Origin of the sequence: Mesorhizobium sp. CU3 (assembly GCF_006442965.1) — a bacterium.
Taxonomy (GTDB): domain Bacteria; phylum Pseudomonadota; class Alphaproteobacteria; order Rhizobiales; family Rhizobiaceae; genus Mesorhizobium.
In genome coordinates, this window is sequence record NZ_VFWX01000004.1 from 235,737 (window position 1) to 253,731 (window position 17,995).

Here is a 17,995-nt window from a genome sequence, read left to right on the forward strand (position 1 = left end):
CTCGGCATACCCGGCCCTTCCGGTCGGTTCAACGATCGAGGCGCCAGCCCAGACCCGTGAGATTCCTTTTCGCCCATTCGAAAGGCACATCCTCGAGCCGTGTCTTGGCGATCTCGTTCCATTTGTTCAGGAAGGCCATGAAGCAGATCAGGCCGACGATGAAGGTGACCGTCTCGACGCTGAAATGAACCTTCAGATCCTCGACGTCCTTGTCGGTCACCTCACCGGGTATTCGGGCCGCGTGGCGGCACAGCCGCAGCACCGCCCGCTCCGCGTCCGAATAGACCGGCGAGGTCTCGTAGTCGAAAATCGACTCGATCTTCTCGCGCGGCAGGCCAAGCTCTTCTGCGCCGCAGGCGCAATGAGCCGAACTGTAGTAGGAACCGGCATAGTGGCTGTAGGCGAACGTCACCAGACGACGCAGCGGCTCGCTGACCGTCTTCGGATACCACATCGCGTCCGAGAGCGCGCCGACCGCATTCAGCAGCGCCGGATTGCGCGCCATGGTCAGAAAGCTGTTCGGCACATAGCCGATCGAATCGACCATCCCCTGAAAAATCGGCTCGTATTCGGCCAGTTGTTCCCGCGGGAGAGGTTCGATGCGCGCCATTTGATGCTTTCCCATCATATCGTTTCGCAGAAGGACGGCGCGAACACGGCCGCGCCGCCCTTCATTACGTTTCGACGTCAGTCGACCTTCAGCTGAACCTTCCAGTCGGCCGGCGCGAAATTGCTTGCCGGCACCTTGTCGACATTGGTCTTGTCGACCAAGGTCACAGCCGGAACCGCATCGGTGATTGTTGCCTTGCCTTCAAGAAGCCGTACAGCCATGTCGACGGCCATCTTGTTGATGATGATGGAATTCTCCACCACGACGCCCGCCACGTCACCTGACGAGATCGCCGGGATGAGATCGGGCGTGATGAAACTGCCGTAGAGAGCGATGGAGCCGACACGGCCCTGCTCGCGCAGCGCGTTGAGCGTCGCTTCGACGCTGGTGCCCATGCCGACGACCAGACCCAGTTTGGGATAGGTGGTCAGCGCATCCTCGACAAGCGGCTGCTGCTCGAGCCGGCTGGACCCGCCATAGATCACTTTTTCGGTTTTGATATCCGAGCCCTCGATCGCCTTCTCGAACCCCTTGGCGGTGTCTTCCGACCAGGCAACCCCGGCCGGGCCCGGCATGACGACGGTGGAAACCGGACCCGAACCCTTCGCATGCAGCTTGGCGAGTTCGCGGCCGAGGATCTTGCCCACTTCGATGTAGGTGACGACCACGCGGCCATCGACCGGCGCATCGACGCCGATGTTCAGGTCGATCACCTTGATCCCCTTGGCGCGAGCCTCGGAGATCTTCTGGCTGAACGCCGTCGGCGACACGGCCATCAGCAGGATGGCGTTGGCGCCGAGCGTCACGCAGTCGTCGAACTGTGCGAGTTGCTTGTCGAGATTGCCATAGCCGCCGGCGTCGAACACGGTAAGCTTTGCGCCGAGCCGCTTGGACTCTTCGACTGTGCCGTAGATGTAGGCGCGCAGGATGTCGTTGGTCGTGTGCGGCGCGAGGAAGCAGAGGTTCCACTTCTTCGTCACCTCGCTGGAATCGAGCGACTGGTACTCCGTTTCCTTGCCCTCGAAAGGCTTCATCGCCGACGGCCTCAGGTCGGACGCGAGCACCGGGAATTTCCAGCTGTCGGCGGCGCTGGCAGGCGCCGAGAAAAGGGTGGAGAAACTGATTGCGGTCGCGGCGATCATGCCGCTGGCTAGTCTGGTCAACTTGTTCATTTTTTGCTCCCTCTGGATCATGACGTTTGATTGACATTCATGATATTTCAATGGAATATCAGCGACACATCAAACTGTCAACAAGAGAGCGGGCAAGCAGGTGGCGCAACGGTTTCGAGCAGACGTGGCTGTGGTGGGATCGGGCGCGGGCGGGTCTGCCGTCGCCGGCGAGCTTGCGGCGGCAGGGCGCGATGTCCTGGTGATCGAGGCCGGACCGAAATGGTTCGATCCGCTCGGCACGCATGTTCGCAATGTCTATCATTCCGAAGCCGATCTCTCGCGCGTCGGCGATATCATCTACGGTGAAATGCTGAGCTACCCGAGCGGATCGAGCGAACCGGTCGGTCGGCTGGCCGACCTCAAGGTCGCGCACGGAACCGGCGGCATGTTCGCGCTGTGGATGGGCAATTGCCCCTACCCGGACAGCGGCGAACTGCCGACCTGGATGGGTAAGGACGAATGGGCTCCCTACTTCGCCCGGGCGCTCGAGCTGATGCATATAGACCGGAACGGCGGCGGCAGCGGCAAGATGTTCGAGGCGCTGCTGGCGCGGACCAGGAAAGCGATCGGCGCAAGGCCTGCCGGCCGCGAGGTGATGCCGATGCCTTTCGCGGCGCGGCGCATCGAGAACAGGCTGAAGATCACGGCATCGGACGACCTGTTCTTCCGCGGCGCCGGCAGCTTGCCAAACCTGCGCATCATGACCGATTGCGTCGTCAGAGGGGTTCTCACCGATGGCGGCAAAGCGACCGGGTTGCATGCGGCCTTGAGGACAAATCAAAATGAGCGGATAGAAATCGCCGCCGACACGATCGTGATCGCCGGCGGCACCGTCGGATCGCCCAAGATCCTCGCTGCGTCCAAGCTCGATACCGGCCCGGCGCTCGGACGCTATATCCACGAGCACGTCTGCATCGGATCGAGAGTGACGCTGAAGCAGGACATTCGCGAGCTGATCCGCGACGATGAGCCTGTCTATTCGATCTGGGTTCCGTTCTCTCACGGCAGGCCCTGGCAGAACCAGCTGTGCCGGTTCACGCTGAGTTCCGACGGAGGCCGGCTGGCCCCCGGCATCAGGGAGGTCGACACCTCGGACATCTTCACCTTCGTCGCAATGGACGTCACGCCCGAAAACCGCTTCATCTTCGACCATGAACGAGTTGACCCGTTCGGCCTGCCTCACACCGACGCGGCGTTCGGCTTCTCCAGGGATGATCGCGAACGCATCGGCGCGGCGATGGCCGAGCACTTCCTCATCGCGTCCGAAGTCGGGGACGTGCAGGCGGGCTGGACGCCCAGCATCTATCCGGCGGGCGGCTCGACCCATTTCATGGGCTCATGCCGCATGGGCGAGAAGGACGACGGCGAGTCCGTGGTCGACCGCTACGGCAAGCTGTGGCGCTACGAGAACATCTTTGTGGCGGACAATTCCGTCCTCGGAACGTCCAATGCCGGCAATCCGACATTCACCACGGTCGCCCAGGCACTCAGGACCGCCGATCGCATCCTGGGCCGAAGCGGCGTCGCTTGAAAAGCGTCGGATCAGTATTCCTCGACAGCGATGAAGTCGAAATCGCCGGCCTCGTTGCGAAGCGGCCAAAGCGCCCGATAATCGTCGCTGTTGTACCAGGCCTCGATCGACGCCACGTCGGGGAACTTGAAGATCGCCGTCCGCTTGTGGCGATGGTTTCCCGTCAGCACGGCCTTGACCTCGCCGACGGAAATGAACTCGCCGCCGTAACGAGCCACGATGGGACCGGAACGGTCGACATATTCAAGCATCTTTTCCGGATTCTTGAGCGTCCCGTGAGCGATGAAATAGGCGGCCATTTGGAATTTCCCCTGCGAATTGGATCGCGTCGTTCAAGCGCGAGCGACGATGGTAAGGTGCTCCTGGATGCCCAGTCCTTGGACCTCCAGCCGCACCCGCTGCCCGGCCTTAAGAAACACCGGGGCCGGCTTTATGCCAAGCCCGACGCCGGGCGGCGTGCCGGTGGCAATGATATCGCCGGGCTCGAGCGTCATGAAGCGGCTGAGATAGGCGACGAGAAAGGCCACCCCGTAGACCATGGTGCGCGTCGAACCATCCTGATAGCGGTGCCCATCGACCTCGCACCAGAGCGCCAGGTTCTGGGGATCGGTCACCTCGTCGCGCGTCACCAGCCAGGGACCGATGGGACCGAACGTGTCGTGGCTCTTGCCCTTGGTCCACTGCCCTTGCATTTCGGACTGGAAGGCGCGCTCGGAAACGTCGTTGATCGTGCAATAGCCGGCGACGTGCTCAAGCGCCTGTGCCTCGGATACGTATTTGGCGCGCTTGCCGATGACGATGCCGAGCTCGACCTCCCAATCCGCCTTCGCCGAACCGCGCGGAATCTCGATCGGATCGTTGGGGCCGCAGATCGCCGACGTCGCCTTCATGAAGATGACGGGTTCGGGCGGAACGCTCTTGCCGGTCTCGGCCGCGTGGTCGGCATAGTTAAGCCCGATGCAGATGAACTTCCCGACGCCCGCGACGCATGGCCCGATACGCGGCGAACCGTCTACCTTGGGAAGCGTCGCAGGATCGGTTGCGGCCAACCGCGCCAGCGTGCCGTCCGAGAGATTCTCACCGCCGAGATCAGGCAACACCGCGCTGATGTCGCGAAGTTCGCCGCCACTGTCGAGCAACGCCGGGCGTTCCTGGCCAGGCTCTCCATACCGCAACAGTTTCACAAGCGTGCTCCCTCATCTCTGCGCACTCCGGGGTTTGGCCGCCCGGGTGTCCGGCCCATGCCCGCGGGCGGAATGCCTCACGCATTCCATACGGTCAAAAGCGCATCTGTCAACGCTTGATATGCACGTAAAATATCTGTAGTGTGCAAGTGAATTCAGGCGATGCCATTGAGCGCAGCCGCCTGGAACGGGAGAAGATCCAGCATGGGAAGGGTCATCCAACCCTTTGAATTCGTGGAGCCGTCCACCATCGACGAGGCGCTCGGGCTAGCCGCGGCCGAGGGCTCCCGTCTCTTTGCCGGCGGCTGCGAACTGGTCCTGAGCATGCGCCGCGGCGAAGTGCGCTACAGACGCCTCGTCAGCATCATGGGTGTGGGCGGCCTGGGTGGCTTTCGGGCGCATCCCAAGCACGGGCTGGAGTTCGGAGCCCAGGTCAAGATACGTCAGCTCGCCAATCACATCTGGGTCGGCAAGCGCTGGGCAGCGCTTCATGAAGCGATCGAGCAGCTTCACCCGCCGCACATCATGAACATGGGTACGGTGGTGGGCAATCTTTGCAGCGCCGTTCCCTACTACGATCTGCCGACTTCCCTTTACGCGCATCGCGCTGTCATTCGCATCGGCGACGGGCGCAGCGATCGCGAACTGCCGATTGACGACTTTTACATCGGCCCCAGGATGACGGCCCTGGGGCGCGGTGAAATGGTGACATCCATTTTCGTTCCGCCGCCGCTTGCCGATGCCGGCAGCGCCTTCAAGAAGATCTACAAGGCGCGTCGCCGATCGAACGATCTGCACAAGATCAATGCCGCTGCCTATGTCGCGCTGGACGCGGACAAGGAGACGATCGTCGACGCCACGTTGGTGATCGGATCGGTCGGCGCCAAGCCGGTCCGCATCGCTAAGGCCGAAACGGTGCTCAGAGGCCAATCGGCCGGCCACGCCGCCTACGAGGCGGCTGCCGAGATCGCCGCGAAGGCCGTGGAGCCGATGACCGACGCCGCCTGGGTCGAGGAGATCCGCAGCGAATGGATCCGGCTTCTGGCGCGTGACGTGCTGGAACAGGCGGCGAGCCGGGCGCGCTCGCGCCATGATCCCGCCGAAGACGCTCATCTTGCGTTTTGAGAGGTCCCGATGGCTCGACAGATCGGTTCGTTCAAAATCAACGGCAGGGTCAGGGAGGCGATCATCGAGCCGCAGATGCTGCTCGTTGACGTCATCCGCGAAAAGATCGGCTTGACCGGCACCAAGCGGGCCTGCGCCAGCGGCAATTGCGGCGCCTGCACCGTGCTCGTCGAAGGGCTTCCCGTCTGCTCATGCCTGACGCTGGCGATCACGGCGCAGAACAAGGATATCCGCACGGTCGAGGGCTTGCGGGCCGCGGACGGCGAACTGCATCCGCTGCAGCAGGCATTCATCGATCATTGCGCGTCGCAGTGCGGCTTCTGCACCGCAGGCATGCTGATGTCGGCGACCGCCCTGCTGGAAGCCAACCCTCGCCCCACCCGAGACGATGTGAACCGTGGCCTTTCCGGCAATGTCTGCCGTTGCACGGGCTATGTGAAGATCGTCGACGCGGTGCTCGACGCCGCACAGAAGATCGTCGCCGCGCGCGAGGTGACGGCATGAGCGAGCATCTGTCCTATGTCGGCAAGCGCATGCCGAAGCCGGACCTGGCCGGCAAGGTGACCGGCGAAGCCAAGTACACGGAAGATCTCGTCATTCCCGGCATGTTGGAAGGCCGGATACTGCGCAGTCCCCATGCGCATGCGCTGATCAAGTCGATCGACATATCGAAGGCCAAGGCTCTTCCAGGCGTTGTCTGCGTGCTGACCCACAAAGACTGTCCGGAGCAGAAATTCTCGCGTTCGACGATGGCCGAGGCGCTGCCGGAATTCGCCTTCAGCGGCGAGCGGCAGGACCAGTACATCCTCTCCGAGAAAGCTCGCTATGTCGGCGACTGGATCGCCGCGGTAGCGGCCGAGGACATCTATGCCGCCGAGCGCGCGCTGGAACTGATCGAGGTCGAATACGAGGTCCTGCCGGCGGTCCTCGACCCTTTCTCGGCGATGGCGAAGGACGCGCCGAAGGTGCATGACGACGTCAAGGCAAATGTCGCCTTCGAGATGGATCATCCGTTCAACACCGGCGACGTCGACAAGGCATTCGCCGAGGCCGATGCGGTGGCCGAGTTCTCGGGCGTCAATTCGCGGCAGAAGCATCTGCATCTGGAGACGGACGCGGCGATCGCCTATTTCGAAGCGGATTCCCGGCTGGTGATCGTCTCGCCCTCGCAAGGCCCGCATCTGGCCAAAAAGCACCTCACCCGGCGCGTCTTCACCGATCTCGACGACGGCGACATCAGGTGGATTTCGCCGACCATCGGCGGCGGCTTTGGCGCGCGGCTGGCGCTTGGCGTGGAGCCGGTCGCCGTGCTCTTGGCGCGCGCGTCGAAGCGGCCCGTGCGAGTCACCTCGACGCGTGAGGAGGATTTCTCCGGTTACAGTTCCCGCACCGACCAGCATCAGACGATCCGCGTCGCGGCGACCAAAGACGGCAAGCTTCTTGCCGTCGAGCAAAAGATCGTCTCCGATGCCGGCGCCTATCTCTCGCACAGCGCCACGACCTCAATCGTCAACATGCAAAAGACGCTTGGGCTGCTGCGCTGCGACAACATCCGCGGCCACCTGACTGTCGCCTACACGAACACGCCGACGACCAGCGGCTTCCGCGGCTACGGCAATCCGGAAGGTGCATTCGTGTTCCAGCAGGCGCTGGACCGCCTGGCCGAGAAGATCGGCATGGACCCGATGGAGTTCCGCCTGAGGAATCTCAAGCAGGTAGGCGATCCGAGTTGCTTCGTGCCGTCGGTGCTCGAACATACCAAGCTCGAGGAATGCATTCGGCTCGGGGCCGAGCGCTTCGGTTGGAGCCAGAAATGGACGGGCTGGGGCGAAAAGCGGGAAGGCCGCTATCGTCGCGGCGTCGGCATGTCGATCCTCACCCATGCCAGCGGCGCCGGCGGGTTCTTGCTGGAGCATTCCAGCGCCGTCATGAAGGTGCTGAGCGACGGCACGCTCAACCTGATCGTCAGCCCCTGCGAGATGGGCCAGGGCATTCTTGGCGCACTGGCCCAGGTCGGCGCAGAATCGAGCGGGCTGCGCTACGAGCAGGTCAGGGTCACCACCGGCGATACCGATGTCACCATGTTCGACATTGGCTCCCATGCCAGCCGCTCGATGCTGGTGATCGGCAATGCGGTGGCCGCGGCCGGCGCCAAGGTCAAGGACCAGATCAAGGCGCTCGCCGTCGCCAAATTCGAGCTGCGCCAGGTTTCCGCCACGGCCGAGCAGATCGACGTGCGCGAAGGCCGCGTGTTCCTCACCGACAATCCGAAGATCGGCTTCGATGTGCGCGAGATCGCCTACGACGCGATCTACAATTTCGGTGCCGAAGGCGGACAGATCGTCGCCACCGGCTCCTATCTTTCCACCTCGCATCACCCCAACCATCAAGCGGCGTTCGCCGAAGTCGAGGTCGACACCGAAACGGGACAGGTGACGGTGGCCAGATATGTCGTGGCGCACGACATCGGCCGCGCCATCAACCCGCTACTCGTCGAAGCGCAGCTGGAAGGCAGCGCGGTCCAGGGCATCGGCTTTGCACTGACCGAAGATTTCGTCATCGATCCGGTCAGCGGCGAGGTGCTGAGCGACAGCCTGCTCACCTATCGGCTGCCCACGACGATGGACGTTCCGGATATGGACAATCTGCTGGTCGAGGATCCCCTTCCCGCCGGCCCCTATGGCGCCAAGGGTGTCGGGGAAGCCGGGCTCGTCAATCCGGCGCCTTCGATCGCAAACGCCGTCTACGACGCGGTCGGCATCCGCATCCACTCCCTGCCGATGTCGGCCGACAAGGTGCTGTGGGCGCTTCGCCATGGCGACCAGGCCGCCAAGGGCAGTTCGCGCGTATCCGGCCAACACCTCTAAAGGATCCGACCATGAGCAAAGTGAACCTGTTGGACGTCGCCTACACCGCCTACCAGGTCGATGACCTCGACCTCATGGAGCGCTTCCTGCTCGATTTCGGCATGACCCGCTCGGCCCGCACCGACAAGGCTCTCTACATGCGCGGCACCGGCGCCAACCATCACGTCCACGTCGCCCGCCTCGGTTCGGAGAACAAATTCCTCGGCGGCGCCTTCAAGGTCGCGACGATCGAGGAACTGGAGAAAGCGACGCAGATTCCGGGCGCCTCTTCGATCGAGAAGATAGACGAGCCGGGCGGCGGCCTGCGCGTGACGCTGACGACGCCAAACAAGCACACGATCTGGCTGGAGCATGGCGTGGCCAGCGTGCCGGAGATGACGGTGCGGCGCTCCTACCGGATGAACTTTGCCTCCGAGCATCTCCGGCACAATTCGGCGGTGCGGCAGCGGCCCGAGCCTACGCCGGTTCTGCGCATCGGCCATTTCGTGCTGTGGGTCCCGGACGCCATCAGCGAGATCAATTGGTTCATGCAGCATTTCGCGCTGGTGCCGGCCGACTATATCTGCGCTCCCGCCGAGCCCGAGCCGATCACCGTCGGCACGTTCCTGCGCTACGACCGCGGCCAGGAATATGTCGAGCACCACGCCATCCTGATCAACCAGTCGAAGTTCTTCGGCTGCCATCACAGCTCCTATGAAGTTCTCGACCTCGACGCGGTGACCGCCGGGCATGACTACCTCGTCGGCAAGGGCTGGAACCTCGATGCCGGTGTCGGGCGGCACTATCTCGGCAGCCTGATCTACGACTACTGGCTCGATCCCTTCGGCTTCCGCGTCGAACACTACACCGACACCGACCTGATCAACGACGACTACGTGCCCGTCCGCTTCGTCGGCGGCGCCCACGAGACGACGCAGTGGGGCATGGCGCCGCCGCCCTCCTTCTTCGACTGACAACAGGCGGGCAGACTTCTCAGCGTGGTTAGCCAAAGCGCTGAAATCAAAAAACAATGCCGCATCCTCCCAAGCGGCTCGCATGTCCAAGGAGACTGAACATATGACGCCAGAAACCCTCGAAGTCCTGATCGGACAGGAAGAGCTTGTCGCGGAAAACTGGCTCGACTTTCCGGAGTACGGCTTCCGCCAGTATTTCCTATGGAAGAACGAAAAGACCGGCGCCAGCATAGCCATCCTCGAATACGAGCCCGGTGGTGGCATCCCGATCAAGCACTCGCACGCGTCGAACCAGTTCATGTACTGCCTGGAAGGCGAGTACGAATACACCGACAGCGACATCCTGCTGAAGCAGGGGTCCTTCTACATGAACCCCAAGGATCATCCGCACGGACCGACGGTTGCGCGCACCAAATGCCGGCTGATCGAGGTCTATGACGGACCGCATTATTACGACAAACCGTCGTTCCACACCGACGACACGATCGGCGGTTTCCTCGCCGGCGATCAGAAGGACTGATCCCCGCGAACGCCAAAGCGGCGCCTCAACAAAGAACCGCCGTCGCTCGCCCTGCCCTACCCAAGTTTGATGAGGAGGGCTTGTGATCGACGCTCACGACAAGGAGAATCTCATGACGATACAGCGAGTTATCACCGACAAGGTGACCGAGGCGGCCGCCGGCCTGTGGTCGAACTGCCTGGTCGTGGACGGCATCGCCTACATGTCCGGCCTGACCGCGCGCGGCCCGGACTTCAAGACGATCCTCGGCAGCGACGAATACACCCAGACCAAGGTCATCCTGGAAAAGCACAAGGCGCTCGTCGAAGCGGCGGGAGGCCGGATGTCCGACTTCGTCAAGCTGACGATCTATGTGACCCGCATCGAACATCGCGAACAGGTCTGGAAGGCCCGCAAGGAATTCTTCCAGGGTGATTTCCCGGCTTGCACGCTGGTCGAGGTCAGCAGCCTCGCAAGCCCGGAAATCCTGATCGAGATCGAAGGCATCGCCCATCTCGGCAAGGGAAGCTACTGACGATTCTGCGCCGGCCCCGGAGATGACAGCATGGATCTTTCGGGCGAATATGTCATCGAAGCGCCACCGGCGCGCGTGCGGATCGCGCTGAAGGATCCGCGCATCCTGCAAATCCGCATCCCGGACAGCACGGAACCGACGCGCATATCCGAGCACGGGTCGGCGACCTCGGTATCGCCGTCACCCGACGAGCCGCCGGTCGGCAAGCTCGAACTGACCGAAACACAAGCGCCCGATTGCTTTGGGCTCACGTGCCGGTTCGGCAACGGCGAGGCCAATGTGTGGGCGCGGTTGATGCTCTCGGCGATCGATGCGGGAACCCGCGTTACCTACACGATCGAAACCGGCGCAGGCAGCGATTTCTCCCGGCTGGTGCAAAGCGTCGTCGAAGGCGACATTGCCCAATTCCTCGCCGGATTCACGGACGCTGCCGACATTGGCCATGGCTTCCGCGTTGCCGCTTCAGCACGGCCGGATGCCAATCTCGTGAGCTGGGCCAAGCTAATGTTCGGGCCGACTGAACGCGCTGGCCCCCGCACGCCGGCTTAGATTGCCGAGTTGGGGCCTTGGCTGTCCGTCCGCCGACACTAGATTTAGGTTGGCTCCGCTGGCTCGACAAAATGTCGACAGAGGGCCAACCAACCGATCTTTTAAAGACACATTCATTTCTCATATTTTTTTGATATATTATGCTTGTGCCAAAAGCATTTCCAAATGGCGTCGTGAATCGGGATCAAATATCAGATGAAAAATCGCACGAGGAAGCCGGCCGCGAGCCGCGGAGGCCGGGCCACTTCAGTACCCACGAAAAACCTGACCGAACAGGCCTATGAACAGATCAAGGAAAAGCTGATATCGGCGCAATACGTTCCCGGGCAATTCCTCCAGGAAACCCAGGTATCGAGCGACCTCGGACTTGGCCGCACGCCGGTTCATCAGGCGCTACACAGGCTTCAGCAAGAGGGGCTGGTCGAGATCATTCCGCGCAAGGGCGTTCTGGTGCGCTCGGACTCGCTCAGCGAGATCTTCCTGGCGCTTGAGGCGCGGGCGCTGGTCGAACCCTATTGCGCGGCCCAATGCGCCGAGAAGATACGTGATCATGACCTTGTGGCACTCAAGGAGATTTACGGCAGCTATGAAGCGCTCCGCGATTCGGCCAACACCACGAAACTGATGGAACTCGATCGCCAGTTCCACGTGAAGGTTGCCGAGGCGACCGGCAATCGGCTGCTGGCCGACTTCCTCAAGAGCATTCACGAGCGGATGTCGCGCATATGGTTCCTGCCGCTGTGGCAGTTCCACGATTTCAAGCTCACCGGCAACGAGCATGGCAGCCTGCTTGCCGCGATCGTCAACCGCGACCCTAAAGCCGCGGCAGAGGCGATGTCCGCGCATATCGAAAGCCTGCGCCGCCGCATCATGGAAGCCGGACCCGGCTGAGCGTGGGGCGGCAAGGAACGCGGTCGAAGCGGTATCAGCCGCGCGGCGCCGTTAGGGAAATCCAGTCCGCGAAAGAGGCCATGAACTGGCGCAGGAACGCCTTCGAGCCCTCATTGGCAAGCACCCCACCGTCATCGATCAGGTCGCCAGCGTTGCCGAGATAGGCTTCGGGCTGCTGCATGGTCGGCACGTCGACGAAGACCAGGCATTGGCGCAAATGATGGTTCACGCCGAAGCCACCCATCGCGCCGGTCGAGAAACTGACGATCGCACCGGGTTTGCCCGCCCAGGAGTTTTTGCCATACGGCCGCGATCCGACATCGATCGCGTTCTTCAGCGCGGCCGGTATCGAACGGTTGTGCTCCGGGGTGACGAACAGCACGGCATCGACCCCGAGCAGTTTCTTGCGCATATCCAGCCAGGCCTGCGGAGCGGCATCCTCCAGATCCGCGTTGTAGAGCGGCAGCTCGCCAATCGCGAACATCTCGATGTCGAGCGATTTAGGCGCAAGCTCGATCAGGGCGTTGGAAAGCCGCCTGCTTATTCCCTGCTCCCGTAGGCTTCCGGGAAACAATCCGACTTTGCGTTGGCCAGGCATTTCAAATGTCCCTCAAATGCAGGCACGCTTGCGACGGCGAGGAACGGGCTATCACGCGCCGGCGGACAACCGGCGCGCAACACCAAATCATTTCCAAAAAGCCGCCGCACGTGCTATTTCAACGTCGCGCAAATGAAATATCAGAAGAATTTCATAAGCTCAACCCCAATCGATTGCGGCGGCGCCGGCAGCGTGCACGCCCTCACGACAACCCGCAGAGGCGACCATGTTCGACAACAAGACCATTCGGATTTCCTATGACAACGGCGCCGTCTACCGCGTCACCTATCTGCCCGGCAGCCGTCTTCGCTGGACGTGCCTGGAGGGGCAGGACAAGGGCAATTCAGCCGAAGAAAGCTACAACGCGATCGAGATCGCGCCCGACATCTGGTTCGTGCATTGGATGGAAGCCGACGGCATCGCCGTCACCCAGGTCGCCCAGCCTGAGGCGGCAGTGATCAACACCACCATCATCATTCCGGCCAACCTGGTTGGAGGCGAAAAGCCGCTCGGCCTCGTGCTTTCGGGGACGATTGCCCAGGAGTAACTCACCCCGCTATCGAGATCGCTGCCGCAGACCTGAAGCCGGCGGCAGCGATTGGATGAGTTCGAGCAATCGACGGATACCCAAGACTGCCCATGCGCCAGGGTCCGGATCGCTGAGCGACCGGGCCCGATAGCGAGCCGTCAGGGTCGAGCGGCCATCAGCGGGCCGCTCATATCATCCACAGCCGACTATCTGCTTATGCTCCGAGCAGCTTGCGCCACGGCGTCTCGTCGCCCCAGTTGATGGCCACGCTCTGCCTGCGCATGTAGGATTTCCAGGATTCCGATCCGCTCGCGCGACCGCCGCCCGTTTCCTTCTCGCCGCCGAAGGCCGCGCCGATATCGGCGCCGGTCGTGCCCATGTTCACCTTGGCGATGCCGCAGTCGCTGCCGCGCGACGACAGGAAGGCCTCGATGTTGCGGATGTTGGTGCTCTGGATGCCCGACGCCAGCCCCTGAGGGACGTCGTTGTGCAGCTCCAGCGCCTCCTCGAAACTGTCGTACTCGATGACGTAGAGGATCGGCGCGAACGTCTCGTGCTGAACGCAAGGCCAATGGTTCTTGGCCATGATGATCGTCGGCTCGACATAGTATCCGGGACCCGGCAGCACGTTGCCGCCGTAGACGACTTCGCCGCCAAGTTCCTTGGCTTCCGCGACAGCCTTCCTGAACTCCTCGATCGCCGGCTTGTCGATCAGCGGACCGATCAGGTTGCCGGGCACGAACGGGTCGCCGATCTTCACCTTGGCGTAGGCCTTCTTCAGACCCTCGACGATTTCCTTGGTGCGGCTCTTGTGGACGATAAGGCGTCGCGTGCTCGTGCAGCGCTGGCTGGTGGTGCCAAGCGCGCCGAACGTGACCGCGGCGATGGTGAGTTCGAATTCCGCGCTTTCGTCGACGATGCAGGCGTTGTTGCCCGAGCATTCGAGGATGTGGCGGCGGCCGAGATCATTGGCAAGGATCGAGGAGACGCGGCGGCCGATCTTGCTCGAACCGGTGAAGGATATGACCCGGACCCGCTTGTCGCTGACCAGCGACTCCGAGACCTGCTCGTCGCCAGGCACGACGATCGAGAAAATCCCTTCATAGCCCAATTCGTTCATCGCCTGGTTGCACAGATGCTGCAGGGCGATCGCGGGCAAAGCCACCTTGGGGCTAGGCTTCCAGACGACCGTGTTGCCGCAGATCGCCGCGATGAAGGCATTCCAGGACCACGGCGCTGCCGGAAAATTATAGGCGGTGATGATACCGACGACGCCGAGCGGCAGCCACTGGTCGTACATGCGATGATCGTTGCGCTGCGACTGCATGGTGAAGCCGTAGAGCATGCGGGACTGGCCGACCGCGAACTTCGCCATGTCGATCATTTCGCCGATCTCGCCCTTGCCCTCGACGAGCGATTTTCCCGTCTCGAGCGACAGCAGGGCGCCCAGCGCTTCCTTGTTCTGCTCGAGGAGTTCGCCAATGCGGCCGACGAGTTCGCCCCGCTTCGGCGCCGGAACCGACCGCCAGCTCTTGTAGGCGCGTTCGGCGACGTCGATCGCCTTCTTCATGTCGTCCTGGGTGGCGGGCGTGATGCTTGCGATCGGCTGCTCCGTCGCCGGGTTGATCGATGGGAAAGCGTTTGCAGGATCGGCCTTGGACCAGCCGTCACGGCCGCTGCAGGCACCGGGATTGACCTCTGAAATACCAAGCGTTTCCAATATCTGCTTGGCGCCGGCGGGAACCTTGAGGTTCATGTTGCAACTCCTGTCCTTGGGTTGTTGCGCTGTGGTTCAGGCGTCGTGCTTCAACGTTCCGAAGGCGCCACCGCTGTAGAGCAGCGGAGCGCCCTCGGGCCCGAACGACACATGCTTGATTTCTCCGATGATGACGCCGTGCGACGGTGTCACGAACATCTCGTCGACCATGCAGTCGAAGCCGACTAGGGCATCGGTCAGAACCGGCGCGCCCGCGTCGAGGCGCGTCCAGTCATGGCCGGTGAAGCGGTCGTGCTCGCCTATATCCGTCATGTTGGCGAAGCGCTTGGCGAGTTCGATATGGCGATGGGCGAGCACGCTGACGCCCATCCGACGGGAATTGAGGATATAGCCGAATGTTCGTCCAACGACGTTGACGCAGGCAAGCAGCCGCGGCGGCTCTCCCGACAGCGAGCAGACGGCCGTCGCGGTGAGACCATGCAAGCCGCCCTCATGCGCCGTGGTGACGATGTTGACCGCACCCGTCAGCCTACGCATACCCTTGCGGAAATGTTCGACCGAAACGGGAAAGCTCCGCGGGATTGCACTCTCGTCCAGCGGTGCGGCATCGCTCATTCGGCCGCCTCACGCTGACCGCCCCGCCGCGAGTAGCTGCCGAGCAATTCGTCGACCATGCCCTTGGCATTGTCCCAGTCGAAAGCGCCGAAGACGCGCATCAGCGCGGCGAAATGCGGGCCATTGTAGAACATCTCATACTGGGTGTGACGCGAACCGAACTCCGAGCCCAGCGCGTCCCAGGCCAGCTTCATGACCTTGACGCGTTCCTCGGGAGAGGCGGTCGACGAATACTGGGTCTTGTTGATCAGCGCCGCCATTTCCGGATTGTCGAAATCCTCGACGCCCGACGGCAGCATGATGACGCCGCCGCCGGCGAGCTTGCGGATGGCGGTGATGAATGAGGGATAGAGCTCCTGGCTGTAGGCCTGCGTGGTGTAGATCTGCAGCTGGCGCGGGATGAAATAGCCGTTCCGCTCGATCGGATCATGCAGCAGCGAACGGAACATGCCGTCGATGACCATAGCCTGCGAGGCGAGATTGCCGAGCGATTCCTGGATGGCTGGGAAGTTGATGACGCCGGTCGTTTCCGCGATGCGGCGGGCGAGCCCGGCCAGGAACTTGAGCTTGACCGAATAGCGCGCCTGGCTCTGCGTGTTCATCAGGATCTCGGCGCCTGTCGCGTGGAACTGCGCGCGGCACATCGATGTCTTCTTGTAGACGAAGACGCGATCCCACGGAACCTTGACGTCCTCGAAATAGACCACGGCATCGTTCTCGTCGAAGCGCGAGGCCAGCGGATTGTCGAACTGCGAATGCGCGGCCTCTTCATAGGACTTGCGCGAGAGTATCTTGACGCCCTTGGTGGCCAGCGGCAGTGCGAAGGACAGCGCGTAGATGTCGTCGACACCCTCCTTGAGCGGGTTCTGAACGCCGACGAGGACCTCCTCCGCGAGCGGAGCCGATGTGCCAAGCATCTTGGCGCCGCGCACGGTGATGCCTTCCGCATCCTCATCGACCACGCCCAAGCTATGGTACTTGTCTTCGTGCTCGCTCGCCAGCTTCGACCTGTCGCCCTGGGGATTGACGATCGTATAGGTCATGGCGAGGTCGCGGTCGCGCGCATATTCATAATAGCCGCGCAGCGCGTCGGCCCGCTTCTTGTCGTAGTCCTCGAAGACGTCGATATGCGTGACCATGCCGGTGATGGCCGCCGGAACGTGATCTGGGGAGCGGCCGAGCCAGCCATAGCTCTGCGCTGCCCAGGCCTGCGCCGCCAGCCCGCGCTTGATCAGTTTCTCGCGGCTGTCGGGCAGCTCCCAGGAGCGGTTGACCTGCTTTCCCGTCGGCGTCGTGAAGGTCATCTCATCCTGGTGCGCAGCCTGGTAGTCGTAAAGCTTCGCGGCCGAGCGCACGGCGTTTCGGAACGCCGGATGATCGACGTGGTTTTCGACAAGCTTTCCATCGATGAATATCTGGCGCCCGTCACGCAGGCTCTGAATGTAGTCGCTTCCCGTACGTGCCATGCAGCAAATGCTCCCCTGTAAGCTCGCTATTTTGGGTCAGCATAGGGAAAGCACAGTGATATATCAAGCGAATTTCACGGTTGCATCAGTTTCGCATCGCACGTACTCTGCGATCAGGAAGCGTGCGTTCGCAACAAGGTCGAATGTGGAGGGATACCATGCTCCCCAGCGATGTCCATCAAGCCGCAGATCTCGCCTGGCATCCCGACTTCGATCACGTCTTGCTGGCCCCGCCGGGTTGCGCAAAGCCCCGCCACACCACGATCGTGACCGACAGCAACCGCGTCCCGGACTATCTGTACGGCAGCGTGCTGATGCTCGGCAATTTCGATGGACTGCATGTCGGCCATCAACGGCTCCTCGATCTGGCCCGCCGAACCGCAGCCTTGATGGGTGCGCCGGTCGGCGTCATGTCGTGCGAGCCGCATCCGCGGCAATTCTTCAATCCGGAACTGGTCGGTTTTCGTCTTTCAAGCATTGAGGCGAAGACGGTATGTTTTGGCCGCTTAGGCATCGACATGTTCTTCATGCCGAAATTCGACCGCTCCTTCGCGGACCTCTCGCCGAGCGAGTTCGTTGCGCGGATCCTCGTCCGCCAGCTCGGCGTGCGGTCGGTGGTGGTCGGGCCTGATTTTTGCTTCGGCAGCGCCCGGGCCGGGGATGTGAGCCTGCTCGAGCAGCTCGGGCGCGCGGCCGGCTTCACCGTGCTGACGGTTCCCGAGCACACAGTGTCGGGGGAGCGGGTGTCATCGACGCTTGTCCGCCGATGGATGGCGGCCGGATTGCTCGACAAGGTATCTGCCGCCCTCGGCGACAATTGGCTTCTGCCTGCCACGGTCGGCGTCGGCGGGTCTCTGTCGTTCGATGCCGCGTCCCTGCGGCCTCCGCATGGCGCTTACGATGCCAATGTCTGGACATCTTCCGGCGACCCGATCGGAAGGTACCGTATCGACCTGTCGGACCAATCGGCGCGGCTCCTCACGACCGTCGAGAAGCCCTTCCGATGCCTTTTGAGCGGCTGGGAAAACGTGGCCGGAACAGCGACCGGCTAGAGGGCCGTATCCGCGAAACAGCTTGTTCTCATTGCATGACTTTCGCGGCTGGCGACTGCCGGCCGCTTGACAATGAACTATATATTTAACATGTTAATGAAT

Annotated in this window: 19 protein-coding genes; 11 read left to right on the forward strand and 8 right to left on the reverse strand. The window is 62.3% G+C overall.

Annotated elements, in window-relative coordinates:
* Nucleotides 1-28 precede the first annotated feature (28 nt).
* Together FJ988_RS08860 and torT are read right to left on the reverse strand one after the other, a co-directional pair.
* A complete protein-coding gene (locus tag FJ988_RS08860; protein ID WP_181183470.1) occupies nt 29-610 on the reverse strand; it encodes a carboxymuconolactone decarboxylase family protein in 582 nt (193 codons plus the stop codon).
* Between the two features lie 77 nt (nt 611-687).
* Nucleotides 688-1,782, reverse strand: coding sequence for a TMAO reductase system periplasmic protein TorT (torT, locus tag FJ988_RS08865; protein ID WP_181183471.1), 1,095 nt, complete (start codon nt 1,780-1,782; stop codon nt 688-690).
* A gap of 124 nt (nt 1,783-1,906) precedes the next feature.
* Between torT and FJ988_RS08870 the strand changes: the two genes are divergently transcribed.
* Nucleotides 1,907-3,313 carry a GMC oxidoreductase gene (locus FJ988_RS08870; protein ID WP_140816547.1) on the forward strand — a complete coding sequence of 469 codons (1,407 nt, stop codon included), beginning with the start codon at nt 1,907-1,909 and terminating at the stop codon, nt 3,311-3,313.
* 11 nt (nt 3,314-3,324) lie between these two features.
* Here FJ988_RS08870 and FJ988_RS08875 read toward each other — a convergent pair whose 3' ends face one another.
* Complete coding sequence (locus tag FJ988_RS08875) at nt 3,325-3,612, reverse strand: DUF1330 domain-containing protein (protein ID WP_140816549.1); 288 nt, start codon at nt 3,610-3,612, stop codon at nt 3,325-3,327.
* 33 nt (nt 3,613-3,645) lie between these two features.
* Nucleotides 3,646-4,497 carry a fumarylacetoacetate hydrolase family protein gene (locus FJ988_RS08880; RefSeq protein ID WP_140816551.1) on the reverse strand — a complete coding sequence of 284 codons (852 nt, stop codon included), beginning with the start codon at nt 4,495-4,497 and terminating at the stop codon, nt 3,646-3,648.
* A 204-nt stretch (nt 4,498-4,701) separates the two neighbouring features.
* On the opposite strand from FJ988_RS08880, the gene FJ988_RS08885 reads away from it, so the two are divergent.
* The 8 genes from FJ988_RS08885 (at nt 4,702) to FJ988_RS08920 (ending at nt 11,916) form a co-directional block, all read left to right on the forward strand.
* On the forward strand, nt 4,702-5,622 hold the full coding sequence (locus tag FJ988_RS08885) for a xanthine dehydrogenase family protein subunit M (RefSeq protein ID WP_181183472.1): 921 nt from the start codon (nt 4,702-4,704) through the stop codon (nt 5,620-5,622).
* Nucleotides 5,623-5,631: 9 nt separating this feature from the next.
* A complete protein-coding gene (locus FJ988_RS08890; RefSeq protein WP_140816555.1) occupies nt 5,632-6,126 on the forward strand; it encodes a (2Fe-2S)-binding protein in 495 nt (164 codons plus the stop codon).
* Nucleotides 6,123-8,489 carry a xanthine dehydrogenase family protein molybdopterin-binding subunit gene (locus FJ988_RS08895; protein ID WP_140816557.1) on the forward strand — a complete coding sequence of 789 codons (2,367 nt, stop codon included), beginning with the start codon at nt 6,123-6,125 and terminating at the stop codon, nt 8,487-8,489. The genes FJ988_RS08890 and FJ988_RS08895 overlap by 4 nt, the downstream gene beginning before the upstream one ends.
* A gap of 11 nt (nt 8,490-8,500) precedes the next feature.
* Complete coding sequence (locus tag FJ988_RS08900) at nt 8,501-9,442, forward strand: VOC family protein (protein ID WP_140816559.1); 942 nt, start codon at nt 8,501-8,503, stop codon at nt 9,440-9,442.
* A gap of 103 nt (nt 9,443-9,545) precedes the next feature.
* A complete protein-coding gene (locus tag FJ988_RS08905) occupies nt 9,546-9,962 on the forward strand; it encodes a cupin domain-containing protein (RefSeq protein WP_246688481.1) in 417 nt (138 codons plus the stop codon).
* Nucleotides 9,963-10,074: 112 nt separating this feature from the next.
* A complete protein-coding gene (locus FJ988_RS08910; protein ID WP_140816564.1) occupies nt 10,075-10,476 on the forward strand; it encodes a RidA family protein in 402 nt (133 codons plus the stop codon).
* Between the two features lie 30 nt (nt 10,477-10,506).
* The gene (locus FJ988_RS08915; RefSeq protein ID WP_140816566.1) at nt 10,507-11,025 is read left to right on the forward strand and encodes a hypothetical protein; all 519 of its coding nucleotides are present in this window, start codon (nt 10,507-10,509) and stop codon (nt 11,023-11,025) included.
* A 195-nt stretch (nt 11,026-11,220) separates the two neighbouring features.
* On the forward strand, nt 11,221-11,916 hold the full coding sequence (locus FJ988_RS08920) for a GntR family transcriptional regulator (RefSeq protein WP_140816569.1): 696 nt from the start codon (nt 11,221-11,223) through the stop codon (nt 11,914-11,916).
* A 34-nt stretch (nt 11,917-11,950) separates the two neighbouring features.
* Here FJ988_RS08920 and FJ988_RS08925 read toward each other — a convergent pair whose 3' ends face one another.
* Nucleotides 11,951-12,514 carry an NADPH-dependent FMN reductase gene (locus FJ988_RS08925; protein WP_140816571.1) on the reverse strand — a complete coding sequence of 188 codons (564 nt, stop codon included), beginning with the start codon at nt 12,512-12,514 and terminating at the stop codon, nt 11,951-11,953.
* A 226-nt stretch (nt 12,515-12,740) separates the two neighbouring features.
* Here FJ988_RS08925 and FJ988_RS08930 point away from each other — a divergent pair, with 226 nt between their 5' ends.
* The gene (locus FJ988_RS08930; protein ID WP_140816573.1) at nt 12,741-13,061 is read left to right on the forward strand and encodes a MoaF-related domain-containing protein; all 321 of its coding nucleotides are present in this window, start codon (nt 12,741-12,743) and stop codon (nt 13,059-13,061) included.
* A 196-nt stretch (nt 13,062-13,257) separates the two neighbouring features.
* On the opposite strand, the gene FJ988_RS08935 is transcribed toward FJ988_RS08930, so the two are convergent.
* From FJ988_RS08935 to FJ988_RS08945, 3 genes are read right to left on the reverse strand one after another with little or no spacing between them, the layout of a single operon-like run.
* A complete protein-coding gene (locus FJ988_RS08935; RefSeq protein ID WP_140816575.1) occupies nt 13,258-14,799 on the reverse strand; it encodes an aldehyde dehydrogenase family protein in 1,542 nt (513 codons plus the stop codon).
* A 36-nt stretch (nt 14,800-14,835) separates the two neighbouring features.
* Entirely contained in the window at nt 14,836-15,375 is a 540-nt protein-coding gene (locus FJ988_RS08940; RefSeq protein WP_140816577.1) for a flavin reductase family protein, read from the reverse strand.
* Nucleotides 15,372-16,841: a 4-hydroxyphenylacetate 3-hydroxylase family protein gene (locus FJ988_RS08945; protein WP_140816579.1), complete on the reverse strand. Its 1,470-nt coding sequence runs from the start codon at nt 16,839-16,841 to the stop codon at nt 15,372-15,374. Before FJ988_RS08945 ends, FJ988_RS08940 begins: the two co-directional genes overlap by 4 nt.
* A gap of 158 nt (nt 16,842-16,999) precedes the next feature.
* On the opposite strand from FJ988_RS08945, the gene FJ988_RS08950 reads away from it, so the two are divergent.
* A complete protein-coding gene (locus FJ988_RS08950) occupies nt 17,000-17,893 on the forward strand; it encodes a hypothetical protein (protein WP_181183473.1) in 894 nt (297 codons plus the stop codon).
* Nucleotides 17,894-17,995: the final 102 nt, after the last annotated feature.

Coding starts and splice junctions, on each gene's coding strand:
- FJ988_RS08950 (WP_181183473.1), top strand. CDS start 17,000: ATGCTCCCCAGCGATGTCCATCAAGCCGCAGATCTCGCCTGGCATCCC.
- FJ988_RS08910 (WP_140816564.1), top strand. CDS start 10,075: ATGACGATACAGCGAGTTATCACCGACAAGGTGACCGAGGCGGCCGCC.
- FJ988_RS08905 (WP_246688481.1), top strand. CDS start 9,546: ATGACGCCAGAAACCCTCGAAGTCCTGATCGGACAGGAAGAGCTTGTC.
- FJ988_RS08930 (WP_140816573.1), top strand. CDS start 12,741: ATGTTCGACAACAAGACCATTCGGATTTCCTATGACAACGGCGCCGTC.
- FJ988_RS08895 (WP_140816557.1), top strand. CDS start 6,123: ATGAGCGAGCATCTGTCCTATGTCGGCAAGCGCATGCCGAAGCCGGAC.
- FJ988_RS08935 (WP_140816575.1), bottom strand. CDS start 14,799: ATGAACCTCAAGGTTCCCGCCGGCGCCAAGCAGATATTGGAAACGCTT.
- FJ988_RS08925 (WP_140816571.1), bottom strand. CDS start 12,514: ATGCCTGGCCAACGCAAAGTCGGATTGTTTCCCGGAAGCCTACGGGAG.
- FJ988_RS08940 (WP_140816577.1), bottom strand. CDS start 15,375: ATGAGCGATGCCGCACCGCTGGACGAGAGTGCAATCCCGCGGAGCTTT.
- FJ988_RS08900 (WP_140816559.1), top strand. CDS start 8,501: ATGAGCAAAGTGAACCTGTTGGACGTCGCCTACACCGCCTACCAGGTC.
- FJ988_RS08915 (WP_140816566.1), top strand. CDS start 10,507: ATGGATCTTTCGGGCGAATATGTCATCGAAGCGCCACCGGCGCGCGTG.
- FJ988_RS08875 (WP_140816549.1), bottom strand. CDS start 3,612: ATGGCCGCCTATTTCATCGCTCACGGGACGCTCAAGAATCCGGAAAAG.
- FJ988_RS08945 (WP_140816579.1), bottom strand. CDS start 16,841: ATGGCACGTACGGGAAGCGACTACATTCAGAGCCTGCGTGACGGGCGC.
- torT (WP_181183471.1), bottom strand. CDS start 1,782: ATGAACAAGTTGACCAGACTAGCCAGCGGCATGATCGCCGCGACCGCA.
- FJ988_RS08920 (WP_140816569.1), top strand. CDS start 11,221: ATGAAAAATCGCACGAGGAAGCCGGCCGCGAGCCGCGGAGGCCGGGCC.
- FJ988_RS08885 (WP_181183472.1), top strand. CDS start 4,702: ATGGGAAGGGTCATCCAACCCTTTGAATTCGTGGAGCCGTCCACCATC.
- FJ988_RS08890 (WP_140816555.1), top strand. CDS start 5,632: ATGGCTCGACAGATCGGTTCGTTCAAAATCAACGGCAGGGTCAGGGAG.
- FJ988_RS08860 (WP_181183470.1), bottom strand. CDS start 610: ATGGCGCGCATCGAACCTCTCCCGCGGGAACAACTGGCCGAATACGAG.